We start from the raw sequence: 13,544 nt of genomic DNA, 5'->3' as shown, positions 1-13,544 counted from the left end.
TGTTTTCCCGCTGCTCGCAAAGTCGTTGGGTGAACATGAATGACACTTAAGAGGCTATATGACACTTTGTGTCATTGGCAAGGACTAATCGTTGCCTCCTTGATGGATTAATCGCTCCACATGTCTATCCGTTTGAAATTACTGCGAAAAAAACTCGGCGTTACGCTGGAGGCCCTGGCCGAAAAATCCGGCATGACCAAGAGTTATCTGTCGAAAGTCGAGCGCGGGCTGAATACCCCGTCCATCGCTGCGGCGCTGAAACTGGCCAAGGCGCTGAACGTCAAGGTCGAGGAATTGTTTTCTGAGGAAACCATCAGCCTCGACAGCTACAGCCTGGTGCGCGCCGATGAGCGCCAGTCGCTGGCGGCCAATGAGCAGGCTCCGGGTTACGCGGTGCTGGCCCATCAGGTCAGCGAGCGTAGTCTGTTGCCGTTCATCATTTATCCGCCCAAAGAGTTCAGCGACAAAACCTTCAAGGAGCACATGGGAGAGGAGTTTCTGTTCGTCCATGAAGGCCAGGTCGAAGTCGACTTCATGAGCGAACGGGTGATACTGAACCGGGGTGATGCGCTGCACTTCAACGCGCAAAAACCGCATCGCCTGCGCTCGGTGGGCGAGGTGCAGGCGCAGTTGCTGGTGGTGGTGCATAGCGGCGAGGAGTGAGCAGGAGCTGCAAGTTTGAGCACAGCTTTTGTGGCGAGGGAGCTTGCTCCCGCTGGGGTGCGAAGCAGCCCCGAAATCAGCAACACGATTGCGTCAGACACACCGCGCATTCTGGTTTGCGGCCGCTGCGCGACCGAGCGGGAGCAAGCTCCCTCGCCACAGGTGTCAGCGTTCGACCGGCACACTCAGTGTTGGGCTACCCAACGCATGGCTCTTCGAATCAAAAAACCTCAGCGCCACGCCAGTCCCTTCAAACACCTTCGCGTAATGCCGCTTCTGGCTCTGGATGAACGCCGCGCTGCGCGGGTAAATCGAGATCGCCACGGTCTTCGGTTGTGCCTGGCGCAGCGCATGCACGATGTGAGCGTCCTGCTTGCCCAGGCTGTGGCCGAAGAGGCACAGCGCGTCGCTTTGCTTGAGTAACTGGTCGTAGCAGAACGACAGGTAATCCGAACTGCGGATGGTCTTGAGCTTGTCTTCAGAGCTGCCTTCGCTGACGAACAGCGGCACGTCGTCCAGTGTCTTGATGGTGTTGTTGATCGCAAAACTGCCCAGCAGCGTGCCTTCGGTCGAGGTCAGTTTGCGTGCGGTGCCGTCCTGGTTGCGCACCAGGTGCAAGCCGCCGTGCAGGTAGAGCAGGCGGGTTTTATCCGCGCTGCTGGCGCTCAGGTCGAAGCTCGGCTCGGTGCCGTGAAACAGGTCACTGATGGCGTCGGGCTGGTGCTGGATCGCCCAGTAATTGAGCAGGTCGTAGTTGGTGGTGAACACCGTCGGATAGGTGCTCAATTCCTGATTGATTGCCGCCAGGCTTGACGGTTGTACCAGACGCCACGGGATGTGCACCGCGTGCACGGTGTTGATCAGCGCTTCCTTGATCGCGTAGTAGCGATTACGCGGTGCGGCGGAGCTCACGGCCAGGGCCTTGTTGACCCGGCTGGTGGTTTTAAGTGCGCCCAGCACTTGTTCGAAACTGCGGGTTTGCATCGCGTCGAACACGCTCAGCTCGGACTGGCTCAACGGCTTTTCTTCGACCGTGCGGGCGTTCTCGAACAGCGAGTCGTAACCAAAGTCATCCCACACCGCACGGCTGGCGCCGTTTCCCACCAGCAGGGCGCTGAACGGGGTGGTTGCGCGCAACGCATTCCAGTCTTCTAGTCGGGCATCAAATTCCTGGAAATCGGTCATCGCGTCGGTCATCTCAAGCGGGTGGAGTGCAGGGCGCAGACTTTATCACGACCGGGTGTTGAGCCAGATCAAGATGCGCGGTAACGGATGGGTCGATCCTTTGGGCCTCCGCTGAATCGGGGTTGCCGGTTCGGCCCTATCGAAGAGGATTGGTGATGACCAGCACGTTTTTCATTCCTGCCGTGAACATCATGGGCACCGGTTGCCTCGACGAAGCCATGAATGCCATTCGCAACTATGGCTTTCGCAAGGCCTTGATCGTGACGGACGCAGGATTGGCCAAGGCTGGCGTGGCAGGGTTGATCGCTGAAAAACTGGCGATGCAGGACATCGATTCGGTGATTTTCGACGGTGCCAAACCGAACCCGAGCATCGCCAACGTCGAAAGCGGCCTGGAACTGCTGCAGCGTAGCCAGTGTGATTGCGTGGTGTCCCTGGGCGGCGGCTCGCCCCACGATTGCGCCAAAGGCATCGCGTTGTGCGCCACCAACGGCGGCAAGATCGCCGATTACGAAGGCGTCGACCAATCAGCCAAGCCGCAATTGCCGCTGATCGCGATCAACACCACCGCCGGCACTGCCAGCGAGATGACCCGTTTCTGCATCATCACCGACGAATCGCGCCATGTGAAAATGGCCATCGTCGACCGCAATGTCACGCCGCTGCTGTCGGTCAATGACCCGGCGCTGATGGCGGCCATGCCCAAGGGCCTGACCGCAGCGACGGGCATGGACGCCTTGACCCACGCCATCGAAGCCTACGTTTCCACGGCCGCCAACCCGATTACCGACGCCTGCGCGCTGAAAGCCATCGAGCTGATCAGCCGCAACCTGCGCCTGGCCGTGCACGACGGCAGCGACATGATCGCCCGGGAAAACATGGCGTATGCGCAGTTCCTCGCCGGCATGGCATTCAACAATGCTTCGTTGGGGTTTGTGCATGCGATGGCGCACCAGTTGGGTGGTTTTTATGACTTGCCCCACGGTGTCTGTAACGCGGTACTGCTGCCGCACGTGCAGAGCTTCAACGCCGCAGTCTGCGCCGAACGCCTGGCCGTGGTGGCGCAGGCTCTGGGGGCCGACACCCTCGGTGTCAGTCCGGAAGAGGGCGCCCAAGCGGCCATCGTGGCGATCCGCGCGTTGGCCAGGGATGTGGAAATCCCCGGCGGTTTGCGCGACCTCGGCGCCAAGTTGCAAGACATCCCGATCCTCGCCGCCAACGCCTTGAAAGACGCCTGCGGCCTGACCAATCCACGGGCGGCGGATCAGCGGCAGATCGAGGAGATCTTTCGCAGCGCGTTTTGAATGGCGGTGTTACCGGGCGCTTTGTTCGATGATCTCGGGACGCGGCACGAGCGTTACGCAGAGCATCGCGCCCAGGGCCAACAGGCTGCATAACAATGACAACGGCCAAGCCTGCTGGCTGACCAGCAGGCTGGCGATGCCACCGATAATGGCGGCCATCAGTTGGTGGATAAAGCCGCTCAAGGCCATTGCATAAGCGCCACTGATCGGCGAACCATCGTTGGCCAGGGACAGGCTGATGGGATAAATCAACGATTGGCCGAGCACCGCAACGCAGTAAGGCAACCACAGCAGTAATGCCAGCGCAGTTGCCTGCAGGCTGCCCAGTAACATGACCGCGCTGCCGACCAACACCAAGCCTACCCCCGCGTTCATCAACCGGTGCTGACCGGTGTGCAGGACGTAGCGATTKATCACCAGCGCCCCGAAAAAATAGGCTGCACTGATTGGCCATCCCAAGAGGCCGTACTCGACCGCAGACCAGTTGAACGTACCTTGCAGAATTGCCGGTGCGGCGGTGTTGAACGCGACGATTACTCCGTAACCGAGACCGCCGGCGAGTGCCGGAAGCAGAAAGTTCCGATGACGCAGAATGCGCCAGTAAATGGGCCAACTGGATGCTTGGCTTTTCGTTTCTGGCAATGTCGGGAAGGTGACCCGTGCCACCACTGTCCCCATCAACAGGCTCGTGCCGCCGAGCAAATAAAAGATGGCTGACCAGCCCAGTGCAACCTGTACCAGTGATCCCAGGTATTGTCCGATCCCCAACGCAATCACAAAGGAAATCGAAATCCAGGACAGTGCCTTGGCTAACAGATCTCCCCGAAAACTGTCGCGAATCAGCACTCGGGCCATGACTGAAATCCCGCTGGCGCCAATCCCCTGAACCAACCGTAGTGCAAGGAATGACTCCAGGGTGGTGCCCATGGGCAAGGCCAGATTACCCAGCCCATAGATGCCCAACGCCGCGATCAGTACCGGTTTGCGGCCAATGCGCTGGCTCAGGCTGCCCCAGAACAACATGGGTAGCGCCATGCCGATCAGGTACACCGCCAGCCCCCAGGAGACGTGCGAAGCATCGCTGTTCAGGTACCGGGCAATCTCCGGCAGGGCCGGGAGATAAATACTCATGCCCAACTGCGCGAGAAAAACCGTAGAGCAAGTGATGACGAGTGTTGTGCTGCTTTTCAAGGACTGTTTCCTGGAGGGTCAGTGGCCGGTGTGTCGGCTGTGAGCGCGCAATAGGTCGATGATCAGCTCGCAAAAACGGCTGATCTACAAGGGTTCCATGTCCACACCAAAGGTCATTGCTTCAGTGCTGCCCGATCCGTATGAGGCTTTTAAAGCGTTGGATATTAACCTGAAGTTAGAAGGCTCAGTGTCATTCGATGGATGCACCCGGCATCGCGGCCCTCGTGTCGTGTCGACGATCAGGCATTGAACGGGTTGAATCGGCAGGTCGGGCAGGCGATAGTGCAGGGCTGATCTTTTATCGATTGATGACATTCGCAAGGAACAGGGAATGACCTTGAAATACAGCTGGTTGGGATGTGTGGCAATGAGTGGTGCGCTGGGTGCGACCCAGGCATATGCCGAGTGTGTAACACCGCCATTGCCCGAGGGTGTACAGGGTTATTCGGTGTGCAAGGACTGGCCGGCCTATGACGGCCAGACCATTACTGCGCTGTCGCAGATTGAGCCGGACTCGACTCATAGCGATGAGCCTGACGGCATGGGTATGTACGACTTGAAACTGGCGGTGGTGTCCAACGTCGATGGCAAGCCGCTGGCCCACTATTCCAAAGCCTCGGTGTTCAGCTCCGATGCCATCCGGTTCGATGGGCTGAGCATCGATACCGCGCGCTACAAACTCACATCCGATCTGCGAGCGTTCGGCGTGCGGGCAGGTTTCACTGGCTCGTCGCGGGCCAATCCTTTCGGCGAGTCCCGGCTGTCGCTGTATGTTCGCGAAGGCAACACGCTGCGCCCGGTACTGGAGCAACTGGTGATCGAATCCGCTAGCGGTGAGTGGGATACCAACTGTGCGGGCGAGTTCTCGAACATAAAACGCACTCTGGATATAGCCAAAACCAGCAGCCACGGCTTCGCCGACCTGATCGTTAAATCGGTGACCACCGGCTCGCAAGACTCGGTGAAAAATGGCGAATGCGAATCCAAAGATACAGTGGGGAAAACGGTACTGACGACACTGCGCTATGACGGTCGGCAGTATGTGGTTCCGGAAGAGTTAAAAGGGCTCTGAGCCGATTGCCTCGCTCTCGTACCTTCACATCGTGGGGCTATTGCACAAAGAGGATTTTGCCGCCTGCGCAAATCTCGTCGAGATGTCGGGTGCCGGGCGAGCCGATCGGGAGTCGGCCCCGGCCCCTTGAATACGTGAGGAATATTCCAAATCCCAGGTCGCACTCACGGCGGGCTTCGTTTGGACCAGCAGAGGTATTGAACTGATCTCACAGTGCCAGGGGGCCGAACAGCAATATGATCAGTAGAAAAGCGTGGACCTGATTCCCGATTTGCTAACATGTGCGTTTACGATAGCTGAGGATATAGAGTGCAAGGCACAATTCGATCAATCATCAAAGCACTGCTAATCTTCCTTCCCCTTCTGCTATTTCTCATCCATGGATTTGGCCTTTATGCTTCGGCCGGTCGCGATGATGTGCATATAACCTATGCGGAGGCCACGAACTTTTCGCAGGGGCTTGGCTTCACCAACATCAATGGCGATCGAGTGGAGTCGGGTAGCAGTATCCTCCATGTCATGATACTTGGTGCTCTCAAGGTTCTGTTCCCGGATGTCGACATGCCCGTAATTGGCGGCATTTTGGCAATTGTGGCAGGCCTTATTTGTCTGGTGTTTCTATCGGCTCCGGTCAAGGGCAAGAGTTCAATGGTTGCCGTAGGGTCAGCTATTGCGACTGCTCTATCTGCCTATTTCGTGTACTGGGCATTCGGTGCGCTGGAATCAGTCTTGGCCGCCTTGATTGTGACAGCAGCATTCGTTCCCCTGAAAGAACGTTTCCGCCCCGTACTGTTCGCGACCGTCCTTTCCTTATACGTACTGGTCCGGCCTGAAGGTTTTTTCGTCATCGCCTTGTTTAGTCTCGGGTGCCTGGTTTCGGCAGCATTGATACGGTTACGCAGTGGAGCACTGTCGATTGATATTGCGAAAGCAGCACTCTATTCGTTGTGTTTCAGCTCCGTGGTTTTCGCGGCTGTCACATCATTTCGATTGTGGTACTTCGGCAGAGCATTCCCTCTGCCTGTTTATGCCAAGTCTGCGGGTATTTCACTTTCCTCGATGAGTGAAGGATTTTTATATCTGGCTAGCCAGTTGCAAGGTAGCGTAGGGCTTGCAGCCCTGATCTTCATTGCCCTTATCGCTGCTGCAGTACAGATTATATGCGCCAGGGGCGCTACGAATGTCCGAGCAGTACTTGCAGGGGTCTTCATACTTTCCGCTCTTTCATTTGTCGTGGCTTCTAGCGGTGATTGGATGGAGGGCGGTCGCTTCTTGATTCCGATCATCCCGTTGGCCACCTATTTTGGTTGCCAGGCTGTTCATGCGTGGTCAAGGCCAGCGTTTCCAGTGGTGTTGCTGCTGATTTGTGCAGTCAGTGCGGTGGAGGCTTTCAGCTTTCGAGACAAGTATTCCACTGGTCTGGCTCTGCCGCCCACTGATGGAGTGGAAGAGTTTTCTTGGTTCGAGCTGTACAACCAGGTCCATCTTCGAGATGCGCTGTTCCTGATTCACGCTGAAAAGGTGGTGGGCGAGGAGATCGTAAAACGGGGGGCTGTTGTCGTTTATTCGATTCAAGCCGGCATGGTGCCCTTATATCTACGTCAGCGGTTTGGAGATCGCTTTCGATTTGTTGACATGCGCGCGCTGGCCACAGATGACTTCCTGAAGTGTCCAGCAACTGCTCATTCCCAAAGCAGCAAATCCGGGCTTTTGGTGCATTACGCCGACTACCTGGGGATGGCAGACAAGATTGCTATCGACTGCGGTCTACCTCGTCCGGACATAATCTTCGACCTTGGTAACGAGGGCAGCACAGAAATGCAGGCGGTAATTGCTCACGGCTATCGAGTTGCCTATTCGCAGAAAGGACCGGTACCCGCCCAGCATGAATCCCGAGTAGCTATGGATCAGATGATACTTGTAGCGGCACCCTCCGGTAACTGAGTGCTGTCAGGCTGGTGTCGGAGCACTCGGATTTCAATTGAACCGTCGCTTGGACGCCCGTAAGCGATCCATAAATTCCATCTTTTAATGGTGAAGCCAGACTATCGGAATACTGTCTTCAAAAGAGCAGTTTCACGATGGTAGGGCTTCTATGCTACGGGCCTCGGCAGGTGCTCAAGAGTGTGGTGCAGCCACGCATTGAGCCTGCCCAGTTCCCCAGGATGCAGGGGACGCTGACGCTAGTACCTTCAGTCGTATCGTGGCATAGTCAGTCCTTGCGCAAGACTCCGAAGGACTGTATAGACCACTCAGTAGTTTCTCTTGCGCTCTTCCATCAGTGCGATTTATTTTGTCGAAGCATACAGAGCACGCCAACTCCCACTGCAAACCAAAGTGTTGCCAACCGAATCAGCACAGTAGCTGCAATCGCATCGGCACTTGGCATGCCTTTCCAGACTAGCATGCCCACCATTACTGCTTCCGCACCTCCCAAGCCTCCAGGCATAAAACTCAGTGCGCCGGCTAACATGGAAAGCGCATACACGAATATTGCAAAGACCAAGGGTGTATCCGCCCCCATCCATTGCAATATCCAGTGAAAAGCCAGTGCTTCTGCACTCCAGGCCATAATGCTCAATAACGTGGAACCGACCAAAATACCGAGTCGATGACAGCGTTGGGCCTCAAGCAGTACATGGAGTAGATACTTAACCAAGTTAAGTACTTTGCCAGTCGGCTTTGAAATCAGCCCCATCAACCCTTCAATCAATCTACGTTGTGATAAGACCGTAAACCCCATTAGCACAAGTATCACGCCCACTACTATCATCGGGCGCGCATTCGGATACAACGTCAAGCCAAACAACGTCAGCAGCACTACTCCAAATAGATCAGAAAGCCGTTCGCTGAAGAACGCTGCAAAACTTTTGGAATAAGGTACCCCCCAAGGCTTGAGCAATACACCACGCAAGGCTTCCCCGGCTTTACCGGGTGTTGTGGTAAGGGCAAAGCCAGCGAGGTAGATATTTAGACTGGGTCGAAATGGAACGGGATGTTCCAGCACTTTGAGGTATATCTGCCAGCGTAGGAAGCGCAAGCTGTAGTTGAACGATGACATCAGGAGGGTGATTGCGATACCGATCACGCCGACTTCGCTCACCGCATCACTGACGGCCCGCCAGCCTCCCCACAGCGAAAACCCCAGATACCCCAGTGCTGAAAATACGACCGAAAGGATGACCGCCCGGTAGCGCCAACCAGACAGATATGGCGTTTCGCTCACAGGTTCAACCTCTTGAACACTGACTGCGGGATACTGCGAATGATCAGCATGATCAGTGCCCAGAAGCTGGGCGTGTAGAGGGTGGCAACTTTGCGCTCGATGCCGTAGACGATGTCTCGGGCGACCTGTTCGGGCTTAGCTACCAGTATCGCTGGCAACGGCAGGCCATATGTCATTGGCGTCTCAACGAAGCCCGGCTTGATGTTCATTACGTGTACGCCGACTTTGAACAACCGGGCACGCAGACCTTCACAGAAGGTGGATACTGCCGCCTTTGCGGTACCGTACAGGTAGTTCGAGGGTCGACCCCGATCGCCAGCCACGGACGAGATCACTGCCAGACTGCCGCAGCGTTGGATTTCAAACTGATTGGCCAGTCGGGTCAGTAGAGCAATCACTGACGTGCCATTAATGGCAAACTCCTGGAGCGCAACGTCGACATCCTGTTCACAGGCTTTCTGGTTGGGTAGGGTGCCATGGGCAATTAGAGCGATATCGATTTGCTGCAAGACACCCAGGCAATTGTCGAGCATCGTTGTATGCGCGGAAATATTTGTTGCGTCCATGCTATGGAGGGTGACGGTTCTGGCGCCCCGCGCCCGTAAATCGGCGGCAGTCTGCTCCAGTTTTTCGTTGTTGCGTGCGACCAGGAAAAAATCGCTTCCCTGCTCAGCCCACAGCCGCGCGCAGGCAGTTGCGATAGCCGAGGTAGCGCCAATGATCAGAACTCGTTTCATTCAGTTACTCGTTTCCAAAAGCGGGAAATCAGGGGAGGGTCGCGTAGGGCTTCTAACTGTTCCCAAGCTGGGTAGGCCTGACGGAAGTCGCTGCCGCTCATGTGCGCATCCTTGGCCGGATACAAACGGCCACCTGCCTCACGCACGATGGCGTCCAGCCTTGCGAACAGCGGTACCAGATTAGCTTTGTGCGGAAAGTCCAGGGCCAGTGAGGTTCCCGGAAGCGGGAAGGACATTAGGCCCGGTGAGGCGATATCACCACAGCGTTTGAGTACCGCGAGGAAGGAGCCTTGGCCAGAGTCGGCAATAGCGCTCAACAGTTCGCGGAGGGCCGCCTCGGCCATCGCGTCTGGAATCACGCATTGATATTGCTGGAACCCCTTGCGTCCGTAGATGCGGTTCCAGTGCCGTATGCGATCCAGCGGGTAAAAAAACGGTTTGTAGCTGCACCGTTTGTGTGTACGACTGGCCGGATGCATCCGCCAATACACTTCATTAAACGCTCGTAGCGACAGGCTGTTGATCAAGGATACTGGCGGGGTCAGCGGCACATGTAGCTTCGGACTGTTGTCCACCTCTAGCGAACCGTATCGCGCGTGGTCGCCGACAATGAATACTCCACGCCCGGCCTGACTACCCTTGGCCAGGCAGTCGATCCAGGCCACGCTGTATTCATGCTGGTGATCCAGCTCTGCGGACAGGGCGAAGAACTCCGCCAGATTATCGAAACGCACCATGGTGCTGTCGACCTGGCTGGAGTAAATCGGCATCAGCTGGATTTCCGCCCAGGTGATAACACCAGTCAAGCCCAGACCTCCGAGAGTGGCGGCAAACAGCTCGGTATTTTCTGCTGGGGAACAGGTCAGTAGTTCCTCGCCATGGCGCAGCAAACCAAAACTCCGTACATGATTGCCAAAGGTGCCGCGCAGGTGGTGGTTTTTGCCATGTACGTCGTTCGCAATTGCGCCGCCCACGGTGGCGTACTGTGTACCTGGCGTCACAGAGAGGAACCAGCCCTTCGGAATGGCAATCGCCAGGATCTCGGCCAAGGTGACACCGGCCTCGGCAAGAATCGTACCCTGTTGCCAGTCGACATGGATGAAGCGATCCAGTGTACGCATGTGCAGCACCCGATCGCTCACCGCTAGGCAGMTGTCGCCATAACTACATCCGTTGCCATACGGCAGGGTGTTCCCATGCGTATCGATAACACTGTTCAATATTGCCGGGACGCTGGCACGCCAACTACAGGGATACGCTCCCTGTGGAATATGGGGGTAGCGTCCCCAGGAGTACAGCGGACCACTCATGTCGCCACCCAGAACACCAGACAGAACAAGGCTCCGACCATCATGCTGACACGATCGCGGATCGCGAACACCACAGGATCATCATGCATCTGCCCACGATGGGTGAGCATCCATATCCGGGTAATCCAGAATAGAAGCAGTGGGCAGGCAAGCCAGATTATCTGTGGCTGACTATAGAGCATTGAGGTGGCCGGATCGTGGATGTACAGGGCCAATACCATTACCGCCAGATAGCCGGAAGAAGCCCCCAGCGACGAGATCATTTCTAGGTCGCTGGGATAGTAGCCTCGGCCACGGGTTTTCTCGCTCAGTCCCTTGTGGCGTGCCTCACGCAGTTCGGCATAGCGCTTGACCAATGCCAGGCTGAGGAACATGAACATTGAGAAGGCCAGTACCCAAAAGGTCAGAGGCAATCTGAAAGCTGCTGCTCCGGCGATGATACGCAAAGTGTAGAGCATGGCCAGTGCGATCACATCGACTGCCATCCGCCGCTTCAGCGACAGCGAATACGTCAAAGTCAGGACGTAGTAGGCCACCAGTACATATGCAAACTCCTTTGGCAAAAGCAAAGCTGCGCCGGCAAATGACGCGATCAGCAATATCGGAAAGGCGATTACCCCAGACTTGATTGACAAGCGTCCAGCTGCAAACGGACGATGACGTTTGGAGTGATGGTGACGATCATCAGCCAGATCGAGCAGGTCATTGAGTAGGTAGACACTGGACGCGCACAGGCCGAAGTATAGAAAGGCTAGGATTCCTTGCCAGAGCAGCAAGGGGTTGGTCAGCTGATGTGCCGCCAACAAAGGCACAAAGATCAGCATGTTCTTCATCTACTGATATAGACGCAGCGCCTTCAGCCAGTCCTTGATTCCTGAAGGGTTGGAGCGAATCACCTTCTCGACATTGCCTTGTGCCTGAGCACGCCGTTCAACGCCGGGTTCCGGATTGACCACATAGGCCAGCCGAGCAACTGCCCAGACAGGGACATCGTCATGGGAGTTTCCTGCGTAATCGAAACCTTGCTCACCGTAATGCTCGACCAACAGATCTCGCTTGCGATGTGCTGACAGGTTGCGAGCGGCATTTGTGGCTAATACCTCGTCGAAAAGGTGTAGATATTCGGCAATACGCTCGGCCAGCGTGTAGTGACTTGCTGTCGCCAATACCACGCGGCGCCCATTGCTCCGCTCTGCTTCTATCAGCGCGATGACTTCTGGATCGTAGGGCAGAACACTGACATCGATGTGTGTTGCATGGGCCAGCTCTTCCTTCAAGGCTGCCTTGCCTTTGGCTAGCCAGCTAAGGGTTTTTAGCAGACGCAACGGCTGACTACGGACGAAAGCCATTCCGGTCTCAAGTAGCAAATCGGAGCGTAGCAGGGTGCCGTCGAGATCGACAACGAGAGGAGGAATAGTGAGGACAGTCACAATAGCTATTCCATGAGTGCTGGTCAGACGCGGTCTGGCCTAGTGGAATTAATCTAGGGAAAAAGCAACGGCGCTTGAAAAAACGCATCAAGAGGCGCAGGAGATTTTCATTTAACCCAAAGAAAATACCACGGATATCATCAGATTTTCATGAATAGTGAGCCGCTCACGGACGGTTACTTGAGTAGCGTCAGGACTGAGAGTCCCCCCACTGCCGTTTTAATCAAGTGATCAACCCGAAAAAGTCGTGAGATACGCCCGTTTTCAGTTGTCGACATCACCTTCAGGTGGGCAACCTCACCCGTAAATAGCCATCTTCGATTTCAGCTCCAACGATCCCCATAAATGCCAGATGGTACATTTCTATCTGGTCCCTCTGTGCAACAGGTACGGCATACATTTGTTTCAGTGGGTTACCTGCCGACTATCGAGTGCTAAGTTGCCCCGGCTGGTGGCGTACGCAGTGATGATTGCGCCCGCCTTGAGTGGGATTTTATTGCCTGGAGATTTAACAATTGACGCAGGTAGAATGCGTCGACCTTCATCTTCCGAGAATCGTGTGTGATTAAGCGTTCGTTCATCAAAATGTTACTGGTTTCAGCCATCATTTGTGTTGGCGGATGTGATGCGCCACCCCATGAGAAACCTAAGGTTTTGATTATTGGCGACTCTATCTCCATCGGCTATACACCTTATGTTCAGCGCTCGCTGGAGTCCAGAGCGCTGGTAGTACACAGCCTGGGAAATGCGCAGGACTCAAACAATGGCATACAGCGTCTTGATGCTTGGATCGGTTTGGAAAAGTGGGACGTGATCAGCTTCAACTTTGGCCTTTGGGATCTTTGTTATCGTCGACCGGGGCCGATTACCCAGGAAAACCGGGATAAGGTAAATGGGGCAATTGCCGTCTCGTTAGATCAGTACGCAAAAAATCTTGATGTGATCGCCACTCGACTGAAAGCTACCGGCGCGAAAGTGATCTTTCAAAATGTCACCGTCGTTCCATCTAACGAGCCAGGACGTAACAGTTCAGATGTGTACAGGTATAATCAGGTTGCTGCTGGCGTGATGGAGCGCCTCGATATACCGGTCAATGATTTGCAGTCGGTAACGGCCGGTCTTGCTGATGAGATGCGTGAGTCAAACACCGATGTTCACTACACGGAGCCCGGCTATGCAGAAATTGCAAAGTCAGTGACCAAGAGCATCGAAGCTGCTCTTTAATCAATTGGGCCACCAATGAGCCTTGAAAAATGTAAGGGTTTTTTCTGGTGGTGTGGTCGATGAAGCCGGTCTGGAAATCACCTCGAATGATGCAGGTGAAGTTGCAGGTGCCGATCATATCTCCGCTGCTGGTGCTCGAATCACGAAGTTCACTGTGTTGCCGGATTTAAATGCAGTGTCTGGCTTTCTGCTTGAGACATCG

Annotated in this window: 10 protein-coding genes and 1 pseudogene; 5 read left to right on the top strand and 6 right to left on the bottom strand. The window is 55.6% G+C overall.

Annotation, left to right across the window (positions count from 1 at the left end):
• Positions 1-120 precede the first annotated feature (120 nt).
• Positions 121-663, top strand: a complete 543-nt coding sequence (locus tag AC1DIH_RS19535; protein ID WP_477772938.1) for a helix-turn-helix domain-containing protein — start codon at positions 121-123, stop codon at positions 661-663.
• A gap of 165 nt (positions 664-828) precedes the next feature.
• On the opposite strand, the gene AC1DIH_RS19530 is transcribed toward AC1DIH_RS19535, so the two are convergent.
• Positions 829-1,848 carry a DUF4917 family protein gene (locus tag AC1DIH_RS19530; RefSeq protein WP_477772937.1) on the bottom strand — a complete coding sequence of 340 codons (1,020 nt, stop codon included), beginning with the start codon at positions 1,846-1,848 and terminating at the stop codon, positions 829-831.
• 155 nt (positions 1,849-2,003) lie between these two features.
• On the opposite strand from AC1DIH_RS19530, the gene yiaY reads away from it, so the two are divergent.
• Positions 2,004-3,152: an L-threonine dehydrogenase gene (gene yiaY / locus AC1DIH_RS19525; protein WP_477772936.1), complete on the top strand. Its 1,149-nt coding sequence runs from the start codon at positions 2,004-2,006 to the stop codon at positions 3,150-3,152.
• Positions 3,153-3,161: 9 nt separating this feature from the next.
• Here the strand turns inward: yiaY and AC1DIH_RS19520 are convergent, their stop codons facing one another.
• On the bottom strand, positions 3,162-4,343 hold the full coding sequence (locus AC1DIH_RS19520; RefSeq protein ID WP_477772935.1) for a multidrug effflux MFS transporter: 1,182 nt from the start codon (positions 4,341-4,343) through the stop codon (positions 3,162-3,164).
• A gap of 331 nt (positions 4,344-4,674) precedes the next feature.
• Between AC1DIH_RS19520 and AC1DIH_RS19515 the strand changes: the two genes are divergently transcribed.
• Together AC1DIH_RS19515 and AC1DIH_RS19510 are read left to right on the top strand one after the other, a co-directional pair.
• Positions 4,675-5,415 (top strand): PA3715 family protein, encoded by a 741-nt coding sequence (locus AC1DIH_RS19515; RefSeq protein ID WP_477772934.1) that lies wholly within the window; start codon positions 4,675-4,677, stop codon positions 5,413-5,415.
• A gap of 309 nt (positions 5,416-5,724) precedes the next feature.
• On the top strand, positions 5,725-7,359 hold the full coding sequence (locus AC1DIH_RS19510; protein ID WP_477772933.1) for a hypothetical protein: 1,635 nt from the start codon (positions 5,725-5,727) through the stop codon (positions 7,357-7,359).
• A 334-nt stretch (positions 7,360-7,693) separates the two neighbouring features.
• On the opposite strand, the gene AC1DIH_RS19505 is transcribed toward AC1DIH_RS19510, so the two are convergent.
• From AC1DIH_RS19505 to AC1DIH_RS19490, 4 genes and pseudogenes are all read right to left on the bottom strand, one after another.
• Positions 7,694-8,641: a lysylphosphatidylglycerol synthase transmembrane domain-containing protein gene (locus AC1DIH_RS19505; protein WP_477772932.1), complete on the bottom strand. Its 948-nt coding sequence runs from the start codon at positions 8,639-8,641 to the stop codon at positions 7,694-7,696.
• The gene (locus tag AC1DIH_RS19500; RefSeq protein WP_477772931.1) at positions 8,638-9,378 is read right to left on the bottom strand and encodes an SDR family oxidoreductase; all 741 of its coding nucleotides are present in this window, start codon (positions 9,376-9,378) and stop codon (positions 8,638-8,640) included. The genes AC1DIH_RS19505 and AC1DIH_RS19500 overlap by 4 nt, the downstream gene beginning before the upstream one ends.
• A complete protein-coding gene (locus AC1DIH_RS19495; protein WP_477772930.1) occupies positions 9,375-10,688 on the bottom strand; it encodes an FAD-binding oxidoreductase in 1,314 nt (437 codons plus the stop codon). Before AC1DIH_RS19495 ends, AC1DIH_RS19500 begins: the two co-directional genes overlap by 4 nt.
• Positions 10,685-12,127: pseudogene (locus AC1DIH_RS19490) on the bottom strand (UbiA family prenyltransferase). The gene AC1DIH_RS19495 and the pseudogene AC1DIH_RS19490 overlap by 4 nt, the downstream one beginning before the upstream one ends.
• Positions 12,128-12,679: 552 nt before the next feature.
• Between AC1DIH_RS19490 and AC1DIH_RS19485 the strand changes: the two are divergent.
• Positions 12,680-13,342: an SGNH/GDSL hydrolase family protein gene (locus AC1DIH_RS19485; protein WP_477772929.1), complete on the top strand. Its 663-nt coding sequence runs from the start codon at positions 12,680-12,682 to the stop codon at positions 13,340-13,342.
• The last annotated feature ends 202 nt before the right edge of the window (positions 13,343-13,544 follow it).

Source organism: Pseudomonas sp. 05N36 (genome assembly GCF_056397385.1).
This window is presented reverse-complemented; position numbering and strand designations above follow the sequence as displayed.